Origin of the sequence: Methylobacterium sp. yr668, assembly GCF_900116245.1 — a bacterium.
Lineage (GTDB): Bacteria > Pseudomonadota > Alphaproteobacteria > Rhizobiales > Beijerinckiaceae > Methylobacterium.
Genome location: NZ_FOZY01000036.1, coordinates 22,741 through 42,203, shown reverse-complemented (window position 1 = coordinate 42,203; position 19,463 = coordinate 22,741). Strand labels below are relative to the sequence as shown.

Annotated in this window: 20 protein-coding genes and 1 pseudogene; 12 read left to right on the top strand and 9 right to left on the bottom strand. The window is 65.3% G+C overall.

Translation table 11 applies throughout. From position 1 onward, the window contains the following. On the bottom strand, window positions 1-292 hold a 292-nt coding region (locus tag BM419_RS27455; RefSeq protein WP_139257112.1), incomplete at its 3' end, for a transposase. A gap of 44 nt (window positions 293-336) precedes the next feature. Between BM419_RS27455 and BM419_RS27450 the strand changes: the two genes are divergently transcribed. Continuing rightward, the gene (locus tag BM419_RS27450; RefSeq protein ID WP_244540887.1) at window positions 337-1,731 is read left to right on the top strand and encodes an ATP-binding response regulator; all 1,395 of its coding nucleotides are present in this window, start codon (window positions 337-339) and stop codon (window positions 1,729-1,731) included. A gap of 81 nt (window positions 1,732-1,812) precedes the next feature. On the opposite strand, the gene BM419_RS27445 is transcribed toward BM419_RS27450, so the two are convergent. Next, complete coding sequence (locus BM419_RS27445; protein WP_020094459.1) at window positions 1,813-2,256, bottom strand: PACE efflux transporter; 444 nt, start codon at window positions 2,254-2,256, stop codon at window positions 1,813-1,815. 89 nt (window positions 2,257-2,345) lie between these two features. On the opposite strand from BM419_RS27445, the gene BM419_RS27440 reads away from it, so the two are divergent. After that, on the top strand, window positions 2,346-3,245 hold the full coding sequence (locus tag BM419_RS27440) for a LysR family transcriptional regulator (protein ID WP_056527083.1): 900 nt from the start codon (window positions 2,346-2,348) through the stop codon (window positions 3,243-3,245). A 167-nt stretch (window positions 3,246-3,412) separates the two neighbouring features. Further along, window positions 3,413-4,315 carry a LysR family transcriptional regulator gene (locus BM419_RS27435; protein ID WP_020094457.1) on the top strand — a complete coding sequence of 301 codons (903 nt, stop codon included), beginning with the start codon at window positions 3,413-3,415 and terminating at the stop codon, window positions 4,313-4,315. A 168-nt stretch (window positions 4,316-4,483) separates the two neighbouring features. Here the strand turns inward: BM419_RS27435 and BM419_RS27430 are convergent, their stop codons facing one another. The 5 genes from BM419_RS27430 to BM419_RS27410 form a co-directional block, all read right to left on the bottom strand. After that, on the bottom strand, window positions 4,484-5,176 hold the full coding sequence (locus tag BM419_RS27430; RefSeq protein WP_056527092.1) for a helix-turn-helix domain-containing protein: 693 nt from the start codon (window positions 5,174-5,176) through the stop codon (window positions 4,484-4,486). Between the two features lie 156 nt (window positions 5,177-5,332). Continuing rightward, complete coding sequence (locus BM419_RS27425) at window positions 5,333-5,671, bottom strand: SPW repeat domain-containing protein (protein ID WP_082557873.1); 339 nt, start codon at window positions 5,669-5,671, stop codon at window positions 5,333-5,335. A gap of 343 nt (window positions 5,672-6,014) precedes the next feature. Next, window positions 6,015-7,703: a methyl-accepting chemotaxis protein gene (locus BM419_RS27420; protein WP_091928300.1), complete on the bottom strand. Its 1,689-nt coding sequence runs from the start codon at window positions 7,701-7,703 to the stop codon at window positions 6,015-6,017. A 207-nt stretch (window positions 7,704-7,910) separates the two neighbouring features. After that, window positions 7,911-8,456 (bottom strand): P-loop nucleotide/nucleoside kinase family protein, encoded by a 546-nt coding sequence (locus tag BM419_RS27415; RefSeq protein WP_091928299.1) that lies wholly within the window; start codon window positions 8,454-8,456, stop codon window positions 7,911-7,913. Between the two features lie 761 nt (window positions 8,457-9,217). Then, window positions 9,218-10,606 carry an MFS transporter gene (locus tag BM419_RS27410; protein WP_091928298.1) on the bottom strand — a complete coding sequence of 463 codons (1,389 nt, stop codon included), beginning with the start codon at window positions 10,604-10,606 and terminating at the stop codon, window positions 9,218-9,220. Window positions 10,607-10,697: 91 nt separating this feature from the next. Between BM419_RS27410 and BM419_RS27405 the strand changes: the two genes are divergently transcribed. The 6 genes and pseudogenes from BM419_RS27405 to BM419_RS33030 form a co-directional block, all read left to right on the top strand. Beyond that, a complete protein-coding gene (locus BM419_RS27405) occupies window positions 10,698-11,612 on the top strand; it encodes a LysR family transcriptional regulator (protein ID WP_091928297.1) in 915 nt (304 codons plus the stop codon). Window positions 11,613-11,941: 329 nt separating this feature from the next. Further along, a complete protein-coding gene (locus BM419_RS32105) occupies window positions 11,942-12,511 on the top strand; it encodes a hypothetical protein (protein WP_139257139.1) in 570 nt (189 codons plus the stop codon). 364 nt (window positions 12,512-12,875) lie between these two features. Continuing rightward, window positions 12,876-13,214: a hypothetical protein gene (locus BM419_RS32100; protein ID WP_139257138.1), complete on the top strand. Its 339-nt coding sequence runs from the start codon at window positions 12,876-12,878 to the stop codon at window positions 13,212-13,214. 328 nt (window positions 13,215-13,542) lie between these two features. Next, window positions 13,543-13,944: a hypothetical protein gene (locus BM419_RS32095; RefSeq protein WP_139257137.1), complete on the top strand. Its 402-nt coding sequence runs from the start codon at window positions 13,543-13,545 to the stop codon at window positions 13,942-13,944. A gap of 337 nt (window positions 13,945-14,281) precedes the next feature. Then, window positions 14,282-15,229, top strand: coding sequence for a helix-turn-helix domain-containing protein (locus BM419_RS27400; protein ID WP_091928296.1), 948 nt, complete (start codon window positions 14,282-14,284; stop codon window positions 15,227-15,229). Window positions 15,230-15,447: 218 nt separating this feature from the next. Next, window positions 15,448-15,651, top strand: a pseudogene (locus BM419_RS33030) (chemotaxis protein); the annotation flags it as partial. Between the two features lie 179 nt (window positions 15,652-15,830). Here BM419_RS33030 and BM419_RS27390 read toward each other — a convergent pair. Beyond that, a complete protein-coding gene (locus BM419_RS27390; protein WP_244540886.1) occupies window positions 15,831-16,187 on the bottom strand; it encodes a stability/partitioning determinant in 357 nt (118 codons plus the stop codon). Then, window positions 16,187-16,870 (bottom strand): ParA family protein, encoded by a 684-nt coding sequence (locus BM419_RS27385; protein ID WP_091928294.1) that lies wholly within the window; start codon window positions 16,868-16,870, stop codon window positions 16,187-16,189. The genes BM419_RS27390 and BM419_RS27385 overlap by 1 nt, the downstream gene beginning before the upstream one ends. 865 nt (window positions 16,871-17,735) lie before the next feature. On the opposite strand from BM419_RS27385, the gene BM419_RS27380 reads away from it, so the two are divergent. The 3 genes from BM419_RS27380 (at window position 17,736) to BM419_RS27375 (ending at window position 19,337) form a co-directional block, all read left to right on the top strand. Next, a complete protein-coding gene (locus BM419_RS27380; protein ID WP_091928293.1) occupies window positions 17,736-18,569 on the top strand; it encodes a helix-turn-helix domain-containing protein in 834 nt (277 codons plus the stop codon). A gap of 175 nt (window positions 18,570-18,744) precedes the next feature. Next, window positions 18,745-18,906: a hypothetical protein gene (locus BM419_RS32620; protein ID WP_175556384.1), complete on the top strand. Its 162-nt coding sequence runs from the start codon at window positions 18,745-18,747 to the stop codon at window positions 18,904-18,906. A 203-nt stretch (window positions 18,907-19,109) separates the two neighbouring features. Next, entirely contained in the window at window positions 19,110-19,337 is a 228-nt protein-coding gene (locus tag BM419_RS27375) for a hypothetical protein (RefSeq protein WP_091928292.1), read from the top strand. The last annotated feature ends 126 nt before the right edge of the window (window positions 19,338-19,463 follow it).

Here is a 19,463-nt window from a genome sequence, read left to right as displayed (position 1 = left end):
CGGTCAGCCACATGACCTCGACGTTGCGGCCCGCCTCGCGCTCCAGGCGTCGGCTTGACGGGACCCGGTTGAGATAGCCGTAGACGTACAGCTTCAGCAGGGCGGCCGGATGGTAGCCCGGTCGACCCGTGCGTGCCGCATCGACACCCGCAAAGCCGAGCGCGCCGAGTTCCAGGGCCTCCACAAAGGCATCGACGACGCGGACAGGATTGTCCTCGGCGATCCAGTCCTCAAGACAAGGCGGAAACAGCGTCGTCTGATCGCGCTCGGCACCGACAACGAACCGTCCCATGCCATCCTCCGGTCGTGCAGAGGAAAGCTACCACCTTCGGGGTTTTGACACAGCCAGGGTCGCTCGGCGGCGCGCCCTACCGCGCCCTGGCAATCTGCTCGATCCTCTTCGTGGTCGGGCAGTACGGTCAGGTCGTGCTCGCCAGCCGCCGCGTGCGGGAATCGATCGAGCTCCGCTTCGAGAACGCGGCCCTCGTGGAGCAGCTGCGCGCGGAGACCGCCGCGGCGCACCGGGCCCGCCGCGACGCCGAGCACGCCAACACCGCGAAGTCGCAGTTCCTCGCGGCGGCCAGCCACGACCTGCGCCAGCCGGTCCACGCCCAGGGCCTCTTCCTCCAGGCGCTGAGCCAGACGGATCTCGCCGCGCCGCAGCGGCGGATCCTGCAGAACGCCCAGACCGCGAACGTCGCGTCGACCGACATGCTCAACACGCTTCTGGACTTCTCGCGCCTGGAGGCCGGAGTCATCACGCCGCGGCCCCGCGCCTTCGAGCTCCAGCCGCTCCTCGACAAGATCGAGAACGAGCTGGCGCCGCTGGCCGACGCCAAGCGCCTGATCTATCGGACGCCCCAGACGGACCTGGCGATCGTCTCGGACCCGGCCCTGCTGGAGCTGGTCCTGCGCAATCTCGTCCTCAACGCCATCCGGTACACCGAGCGCGGCGGCGTCCTCATCGGCTGCCGGCGCCGGCGCGCGGGCGTGTCGATCGAAGTCTACGACACCGGGATCGGCATCCCGGTCGACAAGCGCGAGGACATCTTCCGGGAGTTCTACCAGCTCGGGAATCCGGAGCGCGATCGTCACAAGGGTCTGGGGCTGGGACTCGCGATCGCGCGCGGGATCGCCGCCTCGCTCGATCACCCGCTCTCCCTCTCATCGAAGGTGGGGAGCGGCAGCGTCTTCCGCATCCTCGTCCCCCGGACGCTCGATGCCGGGCGGGACGCGAGGCTCGACGACGCGCCCGCGGCCGCCAGCGCGGAGAGCGGCCGCCTGGTCGGCGCCCGCATCCTGATCGTCGACGACGATGCCATCGTCCGCGACGCGATGGTGGCGCTCCTCTCCGGCTGGGGTTGCCTGTGCTGGGCCTTCGAGGACCCGACCGACGTCACCGAACGGCCGCCGCAGGGGCCGCCGCCGGACGCGCTGATCTGCGACTACCGCCTGCGCAGGGGCCAGACCGGCGCCGAAGCCATCGCGACGCTGCGGCAGCATTGGGGACGGCCGATCCCGGCGATCCTCATCACCGGCGACACCGCGCCCGTCCGCATGCGGGAGGCCTTGGACAGCGGGGTCCCTCTGATTCACAAGCCGGTCCGGCCCGACCTTCTCCAGAAGGCGCTCGCCGCGCTGATCCTGCCGGGCCGGCCACCCGTCGGTCCCGTGGGCGCGGAGGTTCGGCGCGGACCGGAGACGACGGATCTCGTCCGCGCGGAGGGATAGCGGGCGCCTCACGCGGCGCCGCGGACCCTCGAACGCCCGCCGCGCCGCCGTCGCGGTCTCGCCGCGCGGCCGGCGCGAGCGTCAGCGGGACGGCTCGGCGGCAGCCTCGGTCCAGCTCGGAAGCGGGAAGGTTCGATCGTAGGCGAGATTGAACACGAAAGCGTAGGCCACGTAGAAGGCCGCGATCGCCAGATCCATGAAGAAGGCCTCCACGAGGCCGATGCCGAGATACCACGCGATCGGCGGCAGCAGGATCAGGAGCAGCCCCGCCTCGAACAGCACCGCGTGGGCGACCCGCAGGACGAGGCTCTTGCGCGTGTGCCCGGCGAGCCGCTGCATCGTCCGGTCGAAGCCGAGATTGTAGACGTAGTTCCAGCTCGTCGCGACGAGGGCGCTGCCGATTCCGATCACGCCCATGTCGGCGGCGTGCAGGCCGAAGGCCGCGGTCCCGAGCGGGACGATGAGGAGCAGCCCGATCACCTCGAACAGGATGGCGTGGCGAATGCGGTCGCGGGTGGTGCGCATGGTCTCGCTCTCGAGAGGCGGATTGGTCGGCCGCTCTCTATCTGCGATAAGGCGATCCACAAGTTAGGAAGTATCGGGTAATCAGATAGATGGCGGTCTCGCTCGACCAGCTCCAGGCTTTCGTGGCGGCGGCCGAGGCCGGGTCGTTCTCGGGCGCGGCGCGGGTGCTGCGGAAGGCGCAGTCGGCCGTCAGCACGCAGGTGGCCAACCTCGAGACGGATCTGGGGCTGGCGCTGTTCAGCCGCGCGGGCCGGAACCCGGTGCTGACCCCGGCGGGCGAGCGGCTGCTGCTGGAGGCGCGCGTGGTGCTCGACCGGCGGGAGCACCTGATCGGTGTGGCGAGCAGCCTGGAGCAGGGCGTCGAGAACCGGCTGGTGGTCGCCATCGACGAGCTCTACCCCGAGCACGCCCTCGGCGCCCTCTTCGCCAGCTTCGCCCAGTGCTTCCCCTTCGTGGAGCTTGAGCTGCTCTTCCCGCTGATGGAGGATGTCAGCCGCATGGTCCGGTCGGGCGCCGCCGACCTGGGCGTGATGTGGCGCCAGGAGGGGCTCCCGACGGAGCTCGGGTTCCGGACCATCGGCTGGGTGCCGCTCAAGCTGGTCTGCGGCCGCGATCACCCGCTCGCGAAGGAGCGGGTGGCGTGGGAGGAGCTGAAGCGCCACCGCCAGATCCTCGTGGCCGCCCGCGGCGACGGGGCGGAGAAGCGCCGTCTGCGGGTCGCCGCCGAGGTGTGGTGGGTGGAGAGCCACTGGGTCATCTTGGAGATGGTGAAGCACGGGATCGGCTGGGCCTTCGTCACCGACCACGTCATCGCCGCGTCCCTCACGGCGCCGTACCTCGTGACGCCCGACCTCCAGTTCGATGAGGGCGACTGGCCGATCGCCCTGGAACTGGTCTGGCACAAGCAGCGGCCCTGCGGCCCCGCCGCGGCCTGGCTCCGCGAGCGTTTCGCCGCGGAGCGCGTCGGGATCCACCCGGGCGGGACCTGAGCGCGGTGCGGGACGGACGCCTGCCGGGCCCCGCCTCGGCGACACGCCGCTGTCGACGGTCCTGACGGGCCGGCGAGATCCCGGCCGTCGAGGACGTCCACCCCGCGAGTCTAGACGCAAAAGACCTTCCGTGCTTCTATCCATTCGAAATTCCTATGGGTCGGCCCATGGAACTCCGGCATCTTCGCTACTTCGCCGCGGTGGCGGAGCATCTCAGCTTCACCGCCGCCGCCCAGAGCCTGGGCGTGTCGCAGCCGCCGCTGAGCCAGCAGATCCGCGATCTCGAGGTGGAGATCGGCGTCAACCTGTTCGAGCGCTCGAGCCGGCGCGTCGTCCTGACCGCGGCGGGCGAGGATTTCCTCGGGAACGCGCGGGCGGTCCTCGCGCAGGTCGCCGACGCCGTCGACCGGGCGCGGACGATCGGCACCGGAACGGCCGGCATCCTCAACATCGGCATGACGAGTTCCGTCCTCGCGGGGCCGGCCGGTTGCCTGATCCGGGCCTTCGAGCAGCGCTTCCGGGCGGTGGACGTGCGCATCCACGAGATGGCGCCGGCCGACCAGATCGCGGCCCTCAAGGCGAACCGGACGGATCTCAGCTTCCTCCGCAGCCCCCCCGAGGATCCGGATCTCGTCGCCCACCTGGCGTGGCCGGAGCGGCTCTGCGTGGCCGTGCCGCGCGAGCACACCCTCGCCGCCGGTCGCAGTGTCGCGATCGACGTCTTCCGCAGCGAGCCGCTGATCTCGCTCGGCCTCGAGAGCTCGCGCTTCGCGGCGGATATCTACCAAGCCTGCATCGCGCGCGGGTTCACGCCGAGCATCTCGCAGCAGGTCCGCGAGGCCTCGTCGCTGATCAACCTAGTCGCGGCGGGCTTCGGTCTCGCCATCATCCCAGAATTCGTCGGCCGACCGAGGCATCCGGACGTCGTCGTCCTGCCGATCAAGCCGCCGTTCCTGTCGGCGGACGTCTACGCGCTGCATCATCAGCGCCGGAACCCGGTGATCGACAATTTTCTCGGGCTGATCCGCGAGGAGGCCCCGGGCTTGATCGCGCGCTTCCAGAGGCGGTGACGCCCTTCGTCTCCGCACCCGCTCGCCGGCGCCGTCCGCGACCGTCTCCGAGGCAGCGTCCTGCGCGCAGGCGCCACCCCGAAGCCACCCCGAAGCCACCCCGAAAGCCAACGCGAAACCACGCGGTAGCCCGCAGCGGCGTTCCCGGTGGCGTCCGCGGCGCCTGTCTCAATCCTCGACGAGCCGGCGCAGCCGGGTCCGATGCAGGCACACCTGTCGGCCGCCGTCGCGTCGCAACACCCCGTCCTCCTCCAGCTGCGAGAGGGTGCGCGATACGGTCTCGATGGTCAGGCCGAGGTAGTCGGCGATGTCGCGGCGGGTCATCGGCAGCGCGAAGGTGCCGGCGGAGCCGAGGCGGTCATCGACTTCCAGCAGGAAGGCAGCGACCCGCTCCTGGGCCGAGCGCCGTCCGAGCAGGAGCGCCAGGTCCTGCGCATGTCGCAGGTCGCTCGTGGCCATGCTCCAGAGTCGGCAGGCGACCTCGGCCCGCCCGGTCGCGGCGCGCTCGACCTGTCGTCGCTTGAAGATCAGCACCTTGGTGCTGGTGAGGGCCTCGGCGGTCTGGCGATTGGTCTCGCCCTGCCCGAGCCCGAACAGGTCGCCGGGCAGGTGGAAGCCCGTGATCTGGCGGCGCCCGTCGCTCAGGACCCGGTGGGTGCGCACCGCGCCGCTGAGGACCTTGTAGACGAACTCGGCCTCCTCGCCCTCTCCGTAGATCTCCTCCTCGCGGGCGTAGGAGAACGGTGTCCCGACGACGTCGGGGCATCCCGCGAACAGGGTGCTCCCCTCGATCTCCGGGACGGGAGCGGGACGGGCTGCGGGCCCCTCCGGTGCTGTCCGTGCCGTGAACTCGGTGCTCATCGCTGCGCTCCTCGCCTGCGTCGGTCGGGACGAGATTGGCAGCGGGCGGGAGGCGGAGAAATTCCGGTCGGAGCCTTAAGGCGCGCCCCTTAAGGGCAATCCCGTAGTCGCGGGTGCCGGCCGGATGCCCGCGGCCGCGGCGGCGACGGGCGCGCCTCAGACGGAGCGCGCCTGGGGCGACACGAAGAGCCGCCACAGCGCGTACGCGGCCAGGGCGGCCACGGCGAGCCCGGTCAGGCCGTGCACCCACACGGGTGCCGTCGCGTCGGCGAAGCCGAGAACCCAGGGCGCCATGGCCGCCCAGAGCCCGAGGGCGACGTTGAGGTATTCCTCCCAGGCGCAGGTCACGCCGAGGGCCAGGAGTGCGACCACGGTGATGGCGCCCCCGGTCACGAAGGCGTTGCGCGCGGCGGCCGTCTCGTAGCCCAGATTCAAGTACCACGGTGCGAGGAGGAGCGCGACGCCGAGGAGCATGTTGAGCGCGTTCGGGACCATATCCGCCGTTCGGTTCTCGATCGTTCTCACCGGATTCCCCGCGCGGGCTGACGGCATCGGCGGCCCGATGTCCGGGCACCCGAGCCCTGAGCGACAGACGACCTGCCATCTTTCACGGCCCGAGCATCCGGTATCCGTGCAGCCGATCATTGATCTGGCTCAAGTCGATCGCGGCCTTGCCCGCGTGTCGGGATCCGGCAAGCTTGGCGCGCCGCGGATTTGCTGCGCGCTGTGGGTGGCAGACTCGATTCTCGAGATTGTCGTCGCCGACGGGACGCGCGCGTCGGCGAGATCCGCGTCCTCCCGTCGGACCGGGCGGACGCGGATCTCGGGCGTGGCGACCTCAGGCGGCCCGGACGGTGGCGAGGAAGCGGGCGACCTCGGCGCCGAGATGCTCGGATTGCCGCGACAGCTCCGAGGCCGCCGACAGGACCTGCGAGGCCGCCGCCCCCGTCTCCTCCGAGGCCTGCGCCACGCCGGCGATGTTGCCCGTCACTTCGTTCGTCCCCGCCGAGGCCTGGGCCACGTTGCGCACGATCTCCTGGGTCGCCGCGCCCTGCTCCTCGACGGCCGCCGCGATCGAAGTCGCCACGCTGTCGATCTCCCGGATCCGGCCCGTGATCCCGCCGATCGCCGTCACCGCCTGCGCGGTCACCCCCTGGACCTCGCCGATCTGGCGCGCGATCTCCTCGGTCGCCTTGGCGGTCTGCTCGGCCAGCGCCTTCACCTCGGAGGCCACCACCGCGAAGCCCCGCCCGGCCGCGCCGGCGCGGGCCGCCTCGATCGTGGCGTTGAGCGCCAGCAGGTTGGTCTGGCCGGCGATGCCGGAGATCATCCCGACCATGTCGCCGATCCGCGCGGCGTTCTGGCTGAGCGCCTGGACGAGGTGGGCGGTCTGGTCAGCCTCGCCGACCGCGGCCTGGGCGAGGTGGGCCGAGCCGGTCACCTGCCGGCCGATCTCCTGCACGGAGGAGCCGAGCTCCTCGGCGGCGGCCGCGACCGTGTTGACGTTGGTCGACGCCTCCTCGGCGGCCGCGGCCACGGTGGTCGACTGGGATGCGGTCTCCTGGGCGGTGGCGGTCATCTGCTGGGCGGTGGCCTGGAGCTCGGTGGCCGAGGACGAGACCAGGCCGACGATGCCACCGACGGCGCGCTCGAAGCCGTCGGCGAGTTCGATCATGGTGCGGCGGCGCTCGGCGGCGGCGGCCTCGTCGGCGCGGCGCTTAACCTCGGCCTCCTCGGCGGCCTTGCGGGCGACCATGGCCTTGATGCCCTCGACCGCCTTGCCAACGGCGCCGATCTCGTCGCCGCGGGCCGCCTCCTTGATCTCAGCGTCGATCTCGCCCTGCGCCATGCGCTGCAGCACGCTGACGAGACGCCCGAGCGGGCGAACGATCATCCCGAATACCAGGATCGAAAGCAGTATCGCGATCACGACGCTCGCGACGCTTCCGGCGATGCTCGTGAGATACGCCGTGTCAAAGGCCGATCGCTGACTAGCGCTGCGTAGGTCGAGCAGACCGCGCTCGGTCTTCGCCATCTCGGCGGCTTCAGCACGGAGGGCATCCATTGAGGCTTTGCCGGCGCCGCTCGCTTCCAGAGCTTGTGCCTTCTCGAGGTTTCCGCCCTCGACGAAGTGGATCTCCTTGGCCGCGATCTCGTTCGACCAAGCCTCCGCCGCGCGCTTGAGCGTCCCGAGCCGATCCTGCTGAGCTTGATTGTCCGAGGTCAGGCTCGCCACGCGCTCAAAATTTTCGCGAAAAGCCGTCTGACCCGCCTTGTATGGCGCAAGAAACTTCGCGTCGCCGCCGATCAAGTATCCTCGTACACCGGTCTCTTGGTTGACCATTGCAGTGATGACGCCGTCGAGTGATTGCAGGACAGCATACGAATGTACTGCCTGCGCGCTGCTTTGATCGATCGATGCCAACCGCGTGTAGCTGAACGCGCTGACACCAAGAGTGACTGCGGACAACGACATGAATGCCACCGTCAGCTTGGTGACGATCTTGGCATCAGAAAGGGCGAACATAATCGAAGCCTAGCCATAGGATCCGAGGAGAACGGAACCTGCATTGTATAAAATATGCTTCATGTATGAAGAAGGAATTACTGAGGGACCGAGTTTGTATACAATCATCCGTGATCCGTAATGAGCGACAGGATGCCGACCAAGAGTTGCCGTACCTAAGCGCCGCTATCTACCTCTGGTAGATTTGGGGCCGCGTCGACTTGAAGTCTAAAATGTTGCTCCTTGCGCCGAGGGACTCGTATCCCCTCCCGAAATCCCGTCGATGGCTGCTTCCGCCGCAGCGACCGCCTCATCCGGCGTGAGAAGGGCCGTGTCCACCACGAGCCTGGGTGAGGTCCATGGCACGTAGTCGCGTCCCATGACGGATGACCAAGATGGGAGCGTGAACCCCGCTATGTCCGCGGTTCTGGTTTCGACACGGCGTCGATGTTCGACCCTATCGCTACAGATGACCTCGATTTCGAGGAGGCGTGCGGTCTCTCCGTGCGCCACGTCCCGCCAGCCCTGTCGGCTCTCCGGGACTGGATTGACGCTGTCGGCGATCACGAGGCCGCCGAGCCTGAGGTTCGACGCGGCCACGGCGAAGGCCACCACGTAGCCTGCCGCACCGATGTTGGGGCCGAGTTTCGCATGGTGGGTCAGCGCATGCTCGATCTCGTCCAAGCGGACGTAGGTGGCGGAACGCTTGAGCGCGAGGGCCTTTCCCAGGGTCGTCTTGCCTGTGCCGGGTAATCCGCCAAGGACGACGAGCATGCGGGCCTCCAGGGCTCTGCTTCGTCCGCTTATAGGGGCAGCCGCGTTGGTCGTGAACGACCGCGTCGGGTCGCTATCGGAAAGGCGGCTCTATGGATTTGCGACGGTCGGCTTTCGCGTAAGGGCCATCATTCGCAGACGTTGCCGATGCGATTGCTTGCGAGCTTTTCGAAAACTAAATCACTTAAGGGGTTGGGGCACGGCATTCGTCCATAATCGTATTGAAAGAGCCTTTTCTGCCGTCAAAATCGGTTGGTGTTCCCCAAGCGTTGACCTCCCAAGAGACTTCGCGACACCCTAAGCTCTGACTGAAATATATGCCAGGGCAAATGACCGACCATCCCAATCCGGATCTGCCAGTCATTGAGCATTCGCTACGTCTGATTTTGACTATATTTCGCTCCTGCTCAAACGCAAGGATTGATAATCGAAACGCTTCATCATCCGTGGGCACGATTATTATTGCCCAGACGTAGCGACTTATGATAGCAAAGAACAGAATTCCGAACAATATCGCCGAGAGCCATAGCTTATCCCGCATGTTCCAAGCAGCAGGCGTGTCAGGGGATCGATCATCCATAGCCAGTTCTACATAACACTCCGAGTTGAGGTTGCCAGACAATCAATCCATGGCTGCTCATGGGAAGCCTACATGGCGATGCAGGCGACTGGGTTGGGTCGCAAGCAGCCGCCGGCTGCCTCGGCGCCCCTCGTCCCATAAGCCGACGTTACGCGAACGACAGCCGCTGCCTCTGTCCATATCAGGGTCTGCTGCGGACGGTCATTCGGGAGGGCAACAGAAGGCAGGCGAGGACGCCACCTGCCGCTGCCGCAGCTGCAGCTCCGAAGGGCCAGACGAAAGCGCTGACATGGAGGGGTACGGGGGTTAGAGCTCCAAGCGTGGCGACACCGAGCGCAAAGCCCGCCTGCCGCGCTATGATGGTCAGGGCAGATGCCATGCCGCTGACCTCCGGCGGCGCAAGCGCAATGACGGCTCCGGAGAGTTGCGGATGGGATAGCGCAGCCCCCATCCCGATCAACGCCATTCCGGCAAAGGCACACACATAGGCTCCCGCCGGTTCGCTCAGCGCGGACAGCGCGAGGATGCTCCCGCCGGCCGCGATCAGCGACAGTGCCACCGCAAAGAGACGCCGCCAGCCCAGGCGGGGCGCAAGGGTGCTGCCGAGGGGCGGGATGACGAGCATGGGCAGCGTTGCAGCCAGCATCGCCAAGCCAGCGGCTCCGGTAGCCCAACCGAAGGCGGTAGCTAAGAACAAGGGGAGGTAGACGAGGACGGCCCAGTAGCCGACAGAGACAGCAAGCAACAGGAGCGTCACGCCGCCCATGGGCCGGCTGGCAAAGACGATCGGGTCGAGCATCGGCCGCAGCTGTCGGCGCTGCCGGGCAGCGAACCACGCGATCAGTCCGGCACTCGCTGCGAGCCCGATGGCTAGACGGATCGGCGCGTGCCTGGCCTCCAAGATCGCCTCGATGGCAAGCCCCAACGCCAGGGTCAGGATCGCGATCCCGGGCCAGTCCAGCGGCTTGTCGGTATCGTCGCGCATCTCGGCCACGAGGCGCGGCACCATGAGTGTGATCAGAATGCAAAATGGCAGGTTGGCTAGGAAGATCCACCGCCAGCCCAGACCAGCGCCGATGATGCCGCCGAGGCTCGGTCCCATCGCCATGGCGACCCCGGAGGCGACACCGACGATGCCGAATGCGCGTGTCCGGGCCTCTGGAGCCGGAAACGCCGTCGCGATCGAGGCGAAGCCACCAGTCACGAGAAAGGCCGCGGCGGCACCCTGTGCCGCTCGAGCGGCAAGAAACAGCGGGCTGTTCCAGGCGAGGCTGCAGGCGAGCGATGCCATGAGGAACCCGGCGTTGCCGAGGAGAAGCGCTCGTCGCCGGCCCAACCGGTCAGCCAGAGCGCCCGCGATGAGCAGAGTCACGGTGAAAGCGAGGCTGTAGGCGTCGATGATCCACGCCCAGCTCGCCACATGGATGCCGAGAGTGGTGCCGATCGACGGCAGGACGACCACGACCGACGTCACATCGAAGTTCGTTAGGGCGGCAGCCAAGCCGATCGTGGCTGATGTCAGGCGGCTCCGGGTGTTCCAGGCATGTTCGACGGCGCGCTGCATGGCCATGCATGGGCCAGCCCACATCGTTACGGCAAATGAGCATTGTTCCGTGCCGCATGAAACGATTTAATGCGGTGTGTCCTCGCCTCCACCCCGCATGCCCCCGTTCGCGGGTCTTCTCGCCTTCGAGGCCGTATTGCGACACGGCAGTATGACGGTAGCTGGTGACGAGCTGGGCCTGACCCAGAGCGCCGTCAGCCATCGCATACGGGCCTTGGAGGATTTCTTCGGCGTCGCCCTGCTTGAACGGCTCAATCCGGGCCTGCGCATGACCGATGCGGGCACGCAGCTTGCTCAGGAACTCGCCCCATTGCTGGGTGCGCTCGCGGGCATGCGGCGGCGGATCACGGGGCAATCGGGAGCGCGCGTGTTCCGCCTAGGCCTCAGCACGCCTCTCCTGGCTTGGTGGCTATCGGCTCGCCTGCCCACCCTGTGCGATGCCTTCGCCGACCTATCCGTCGAGGTCGTGACCTGGGACACGCCGGCGGAGGCGGCGCGTGCCGGGGTCGATCTCGCCCTGCTGTGGCTGCCCCTCGAAGGTATGGCTCATGGGGCCTGTGAGTTGCCCTTCCCGACTGAGAGCATCTTCCCCGTTGCCGCGCCGGCGCTGCTAAGGGCCGCACGTCCAGGGCAGGACTGGCCGGCTTTGCCGCTGCTCGTGAAGGGTCGGCGCGGGGAAGAAACGGGACGGGAATGGTCCTGGGCGACGTGGCTCAAGGGGAGACCTGGTCGCGAAGCGATCCGTTTCCGCGACATCGGCAGCTCCCTTCAAGCCGCAGCGGACGGTAACGGTGTGGCTCTGGCTCGTTCACTCCTCGCCGCAGATGCCCTGCGTCAGCGACGTTTGGTGCAGCTGACCGATCCGGATGAGGTGTACGCCTGCTCGAAGACGCAAGTCGCTCGGTGGCGTGATCCCCGAGATGAAACGGCCGCGCGCATGGCGGCTTGGCTCGTCGCATCGGCAGGACAAGCCATCACTTCGATCAAACAAACGCTACCAAGGATAACTTAACGCGAGGGAGCTGGGCGACTTCGTGCCAGCTCTTACCAGCGACCTGAGCCCGCTTTGCCGAACGGACGACGAGTGGCAACTTCTTGGATACCGTGAAGACTTCCCGTGTCACCGAATTGGATCGCGAGCAAGCCGCTTGAAAATCGCAGTCGAGCTTCGGCGGCGTCCTCCGGAAGCGGACGTTCCGCATGCGACCCAACTCGGTCGCCTGCACGGCGCTCAATTCTTCCCGGAAGCGGACGCTGTTCCCTCGTCTGACGCCTATGGATCAGGCTGGTTGAGTAACGTTCACTGGACTACCTTCGAAGCCCTGAGGAGGTCCCTCGCGCATGAACGACGCCTCGTGGATCGACGCAACAGGCGCAGCGATGTGGGCGCTCGTGGAGCGGTACACCGGACAGGTGGGCTACAAGCGGGGAACCAAGGCGAGCGGGCTGAACGATCATCCTCCCGTCATCGACTGCTCGGGCTGGACCGCTCTGCTCCTGTCCGAAGGTATGGCTGCTGCGAACCGAAAAGCCGGACGCCTGCTCTTCAGCGATGCAGACGTGGCGGCGGTCCACACTTGGTCGGACCGCTTGATCGAAAACTTGGAGCGGCGCTCCGGCTTCATAGTGACGGGTGACCATATCACCGTCGCGGAACTGCCGCCCTTTGCGACTATCGGCTTGCAGCAGGGCGGAGGTACTTGGGCGAAGAACCACCCTCGCCCTCGTGGCATCACGCATGTTGTTCAAGTCGTCCATTGCCCCGGCGATCATGCACCGTATGTTTCGGAGGCGCAGCGTATGGCCGAGCCCTACGGCCTTCGGCTGTTGCCTTTAGCTGAGTGGATTGCAGGAACGCAGGACAATCTGAAGCCCGGCATGGCGTGGGCAGTAGCCCCTTTCGCGGGATGAGACTTCGGCTGATGAGAGGACCTTAGCGGGCGAGGTGCGGTGTCCTCTTCAACATCTTGTTGCTCGGAAGCAGACCGTCGCGAAACTACCCCGAGCCGCCCTTCCACACTCGACCCGTATCAGCCATTAGGCCGCTCGGCGGCGCTCCCCCAAAGCGGCCATTCCTCGGTCTCTCGGCAAATCCGGCACAAGGTAGATACCAGACCTAATTATATAGGTTCTCGATCCGAATTCCGCATCGTTCTCTCCATGCTCGCGGCAAAACATTCACAGCTGCTCTCATTGGCAATGCATAGAATTCGAGCGCTCGATAGCTCCAGGCATAAGGCTTGCAGCTCTTAAGCGCCGCCGTGTGCAGAAAAAATTGAAGATCTTCTGGCGCTTTGCGGATAGACGTGAAGAAGGAATGCTCTTCAACTTCGTCTGCGTCAAAGGCAATGACGGTCTGATGCCTAACCGTATCGGCAAGCAACCCAACAATTATAGTCGGCATAAGAACGCCAAGGATAACGAATGCTGTCGGCCGCAAGACGGCAGGGATCATGTTTCTGGGGACCTTCATGACGACCAAGGTGGAGGCCACAACGGAGATAACGGCGATCACTCGCCAGAAAGGAATGCCGAGCCGGTCAGCCCATCTGGTTGCAAGACCGATCGGCTGCAATGGGTCGCCGAAAAGCAACACGGTAAGAGTGAGATATGAAAGCGCGGCCAACCAAAGCTTCACTATCAACCTCTCTGCATGACCTTGCGTCTCTAGGCGCTTTGACCTTGAGAACAGAAGAAAGCACGCTGTGGTCACTTAACATGTATTACTATTGAGGTCACTATGCGCGGCGAGGATGTGTGCTTCGAAGCCTTGATGCCTGAAAGCGGACCAGCGGGAAACCACCCCCTGCTGCCGTTCCGGGAGCGAACCATGCCAGTCGCTCATGCCATCGTTGACCTTTGCCAAAAACAGCTATTCGTCGGCCGTCGGGGAACTGCGTGTCAGACTGGAAACCTGAACTTGAGCGTTCCATGATGCCACTATGGGAAGACGCACTCTCGTTCGCTCGCTTGGTACATCGGTCATCGGGCTGATTGCGGTCCTCGGGGTCTGCTACTGGCTTAAGCGTCCTGAGCACGTGTTCTTGCCATCCCTCGCACAGGGATTGCCTGCCGAATTCGAGAAAGCCAACGAAACCTTCAAGGCTCGTATAAACGAGAATTTTCCTGTTGGATCATCAGAGTCAGTATTAGTACGGCGGCTCCACGAGGACGGATTTAAACAGGGCGGACCATTCAGGGAAAATCCTGGCAAACCTGAAATGTATTCGGCAAGCTTCGTGCAACCGGGATTTCCTTGCAAGCTGGTGTGGGCGATCTATTGGCATGCAGAAAATGATAAGCTTACATTGGTGACAAGCAGCTACACCGGCACGTGCTTGTGAACGGACGATCCTATCGATCGATGGCTGGTGCGCGCAGCTTCAGCGGGGGGAGTGGTCCCAGCATGTCCGCTTCGATGCATGCGCTGTCTGGAACCAGACGAGCAGGAAACCACCCGAACCGGTCGTAGGCCTCTACGTCGTCGACAGCTTGGAAGCGGACCTTCCCAGGTCGCACACCGGGGCCCCGGCGGCCGCGGACTATCACGGCGCGCCTCGTTCCGTAGCGTGCCCCTCAACGAGCGGTTGCGCCTCTAGCAGATCAGTGTAAAGGCGGCTCAGGATTGGCCAAAAGCAATTTGAACTCAGTACCCGCAACCAATGGGCACGGGCACTCTCCATGCAACAAGTCTTCTCGAGCTCCGGCCATTCATTCCAAAAAGGGTTCAAGCTCTGGCGGGAATTCCTGAACGAGCGGCTGATACCGACTGAGATCACCTGTCTGAGTGAAGGTCCCTTCCATGCCAAGCTCGACATTGCGGAGATAGGTCCGCTCCAGCTCTCGCGCATCACGCAGGGTGCCCTGCGTTGCGAGACGACATCGGCTGGCGCCAGACGCCACAACAAGGCCGACATGGTCGCAGTGCTCCTCAGGAGGTACGGCGCGTCGACGAGCCTTCAAGACGGCCGAGAAGCTGTGCAGCGCGCCGGCGATATTCTGGTGCTTGACCCGCGGCCGTGTGTGGTGGCCACCCGCATTAAGAGCCAATCCTTGTTTGTCGAAATGCCACGAGAACGCCTTGAGGGCATGCTCGGCTCGACGCGGCTCTACAGCGGGCTGACAATCGGGGCGAACCTTCCCTCTACCAAACTGGCGACGAGCTTCATCCACGCGCTGACCGAGGTGAATCATCAACTCGCGCCAGATGGAATTGCTCGTATGGCCTCGATCACGCTTGACCTGATCGTTGCCAGCATCGCCGAGCGCCTTGCGCAAGATGTGCCTCGGCCTTTGTACGGTACTGTCGTGGTCCAGCGCGCCAAGGCCTTTATCGAGGCCAACCTCGGAGATCACGACCTCGATCCGCCTTACCTTGCAGCCGCGATGGGCATGTCGCTGCGAAGGCTCCAGGAGTTGTTCCACGAACGCGGCCGGCACATATCCGACTACATCTGGCAGCGTCGGCTGCAAGCAGCGGCCAAGCGCTTAGTTGATCCCGGTAGCGCTCATTTATCGATCGGGGCGGTGGCCTATAGTTGCGGTTTTGTAGATCAGGCGCATTTCTGTCGCCGTTTCAAGGCTTTGCACGGCATGACCCCGAGCGAATACCGGGTCTCAGCCCGGTGAGTCTACCATAGATGGCTATTTGAATTTGCCTATCTGCGTATCTTCGGACATGAATTCTCAGACCGGCATGCCTTGTCCCTGACTTGCCAACTTTAGAGCTATGCCTGAGCTTGGGGGACGACGGTGTGTTGAAGGCGGCGTATCGAGGCGGGTGTCGAGCCCGCCAGAACCTCTCAGCGAGAGCGATACGCCATACAGACACCTATAAACGTCGTCCGGCGACCTCGATTGCTGACACCGTGGAGCAACAGGGCGCGGCCATGCAGGAGATCGTGCGCAACGTCGCGCAGGCTTCGGCGGTCACCAACGCGGTGACGGGCAACATCGCGGGCTTGGCACAGGCGTCAGAGAAACCGGGTGCGGCAGCCAGCCAAGTCCTGCCGGCGGCGTCTGAGCTGTCGTGGCAAACCACCCTACTAGGTCGTAGGCCTCGTCGTAGCCCTCCCCCTCACCGACAGCCTGGGAGCGGACCTTCCAAGGGCGCGACCTGGACTCCAAGGAGCCGTGAAGGCACCGGGTCGCTCCATATCCTCCCCCTTATGCGAACAGAGATACCATCGCTAAGCCCCTCCGAGCCGCGGCATAAGCTGGTAGCTATCAGCTATCGTTTAACGGTGTCGTTCTGCTCTAGCAGAACGACAGCGCGTTCGAAGGCCTCGCCCAGTCCCCAGCCATTTGTGTCCGCGACGCGGGTGAACGCCTCGATGGTCTCTGGTTTTAGTTTAAGGTTTAGCTGGGCGGTGCGCCCGGTCCGGCGACGGCGCTGCTGCCGAGGCGTCACCGGCGCCTGCTCCATCTTGGTGGGTTCTCGGCTACGGAAGCCGGTCGCTTCGGCGGCCTGCCTCGTCATCTCGGGGGCAGGCTTGTCATCCCTAGGCTTTGGTTTGACCCATGCGGACGGATCAATGTCGTCAAGCTCGTCGCCGAAGCCGAGAGAAGCGCGTTCCTTGCCGGCCATCACGCTGCAGTCCTCGCGCTCGCCGCCTTCAGCTTAGAGACAACCTCCCCTGCGAACTCACGCGCGTTTTGGATGGCCTTTTCGAGGTTGCTTGTCTGCGCCGCGGCCAGCCCCGATAGTGTTCCGCCGAAATCGAACAGGTCCTTGAAGGCAGCCCGCTCCACGACCGCAGTTTCGAACATTTCGATGCCACCTGCTTGCAACTGCTCCTGCACGTTGCGCAGGGCGCGGGAGGTGACGGCCGCGCCGGTACGAGTGAGCAGGACCGCATGAGCGATCCGCCGGCGCGACAGCTTCTCGGAGTTGCGAATGAGGCGGATCGTCTTTGCCGCCCCTTTGGCATCCATGCTCGACCCTTGCGTAGGGATCACCACCAAGTCAGCCATGCCGATGGTATTGGCTACCAGCAAGCTAGCCGTACCCTCTAAGTCTACGATGACGAAGGCCGCTTCGCGCTCGGCGCTGTCGATAGCGTCCACGATGCTCTCTTCCGTCACGTCGCTGATGATTGCGACGTTCTCCGGCTTCCCGGGTAGTTTCGCCCATTGGCTGATCCAACGCTCCGGGTCAGCGTCGATGATGGTGACGGAAGCACCCTTCACGGCCAGCTCGGTCGCTAGCAGCAACGCACTGGTCGATTTGCCGGAGCCGCCCTTCGGGTTGGCAAAGGCTATAACAGGCATGGTTCCTCCGAATTCGGATGCCGCACTCACCACGTCATGCGAGGCTTAACAGCTAGCTAACGGATATCATGGAGTAGCCGCTAGCCACTAGATAGCTATCTGATAGCTACGACCTACTAGGTAGCCTTCAAGTGCCTCACAGCTACCAGATAGCTACCAGATATCCGTTAGGCTGATTCCCAGCTTCAGAGTTGGCACGTTCGAGCACCCGTTGGATCTGCGCGATCATGGCACCCTTCAAGCTGCTGGGATGCCAAGTGTGGTCAGCGCTGCTGCCCAAACGGCGGAGCGTCAGAACACCGGATAGGCGAGGGTGGGCTCCCGAGGACCGACCGGTCTGTTGGGGTCGTGTTGCACTCGAGGGATAGCCCGAGCCTGCTCGCCTCGACCGGATTAAAGGTCGAAATCTCGTGCTGACCGCGCCGGCGGAACGTCAATGATTCGCACGGACCAGGATTTCCCTACGAACGATCGGAATGATCATCCCTTCTGCCGTTCCTTCGTCAGCCAGCTCCGTTCCTTCGAGGAGGCGATCATGAGGTGGCAACGTTGACTTAACGGTTCGCTCCAGCCGACATGCCGTGTCCGGCGCTGATCGTGTACGCGAGTCGTGAGCCGGCATCAGGAGATTACGCCGCCGCAAGTCGACCCCTGAAAAGCCAACGGCCCCCCAGTCGCCAAACTGGAGGGCCGTCGAAACCGAAAGGCCTGTGAGGCCACTATCCACCCCTCACAAGCCATGAGATGCCCCCGGGCGTCAAGCGAAAGCGCCAACTTTCGCGACGGTGAGGCTTTGCCTGTGGACCGGACGCCCTAACCGGCAGCCCGGAACGACCTGTCGTGGCCCGACGAGGGCCGAGAAGGGATGTTTGCAGACGAGATCCGCCGCGCCATCGAGGCGGCGAGCCGAATCACACTGCCTCAGGTCACCGCCCTGCTGTGGCGCGCCTACGGGGAGGGGAAGCTCACCGAGGCCGAGGCTGAGAGCCTGTCCAGGCTGATCGACGCCCGCACGGTCGCTGCCTCCAACCCCCGCCTCAACAAGTTGCTGACCCCGGCGAAGTCACAGGTCGGTGGGGCAGGGGATGTCCTCCAGGATCGCGTAGCAGCGCCCAGGAGAGCGGTCGGCTCGCGTCCGCGCACGGACGCGTCGCTGGAGCGCCGCCGCCGCTGGGCGGCCTCCGGGCGGCTGCCGCCGGCGCTCGCAGCTCAGTTCACACTCGCCGAGCAGGCGGTGCTGGCGCTGGTGGCAGCCGAGACCACCCGACGGGGCGATTGCCGGCTTGCCGTTGGCCACCTCGCGGCGATCGTCGGCGTGGCTGAAACCACCGTGCGCAACGCCGTCCGGGAGGCGCGGAAGCTCGGGCTGCTCACCGTCGAGGAGCGGCGCATCACCGGCTTTCGCAACGACACCAACATCCTCCGCATCACCGCGCCTGAGTGGAACGCCTGGCTCAGGCTTGCGCGCAAGACCGCACCGCCGATGGCACTTGGACGGTCGGAGCGCTCAAGGCGGGACACGGCGGCCAAGGGGGGAGGGTGCAAATCCGCAAACCCCACGCATACTCAAGTTCCAGTCCTGTTAGATTCGAGGATGAAACAGCCGTCGAAGGGCTGCCGAAGGGCAGCGAGCGACCTCGACCATGCGGCTCCTCCCAGAATCCGACAGGGTGGTGGCGCGGCCAAAGCCATGCGCTGAGGGTCTGAGCCCGGACGTTCTGACGAACGGTCAGCGAAGCTGAGCTTTTTCTGCCCGCACCGCTCGGGGAGGCGAAGAGGCTTGAGCACGAATCGCTCAAACCGGGTCGACACCTCAGAAGCGGCTCGGATAGACGCGCGCCTCCCGATTCTGGAGCCGCGCCGCGCCCGATGCCATGAGCGACGACTTGCCAGCGCTGCTCCTCGCCCTGACCACGAAGTACGACGAGCTGCGCCAGCAGCTCGCGACCGTCCAGGACCTGCTCCTGGAGATCTCCATCGATGCCGGTCACTTCCACGCCCGCATCGAGGCCATCCAGAACGAGCGCGCCGCCTGAATTATGAGGCGGAGCGGCTGACCGTGTGACACAACCGCTCCGGTTGGACGCGCGTGGGCGTCGCGCTTTCAGCCATACAACCGTCGGTACCCGGCAAGCCGCGTCGGCGCATGGCCTGACCTGAAGCCCAGTGCCCGGCCGCCTTCCGGCCGCGGCGCACCTCCGGCATAGGCGCCGGCCCCGCCCCCATACCGAGCACGCTCATGATGCGCGTCGACCTCGATCAACCCGCCGACCTCACCCTGTGGCCCGGTGACCCTCCGAGCCGGATGGCGGATTCACGCAGCTTCCCGACACTGCGCGCCGCCTTGGCGGCTGCGGCCGAGGCTATCGACGAACGGAACGCCAAGCCATGGATCATCACCCAGAGCGGCGACATCCTCGCTCCGAACTGGATCCGTGCGCACACCGCGATGGTGGGCCCGCATTAGACGGCCGACAGTGATCAGCACGGCTTTCGTTAGGTGCGTTGATTTCGTTCTACGGCGCTGCGTGCCCGGCCGCACCGCACACAACGGGCCGATCCGGCATCTCACTTGCAGACAAATCCGGCGAGC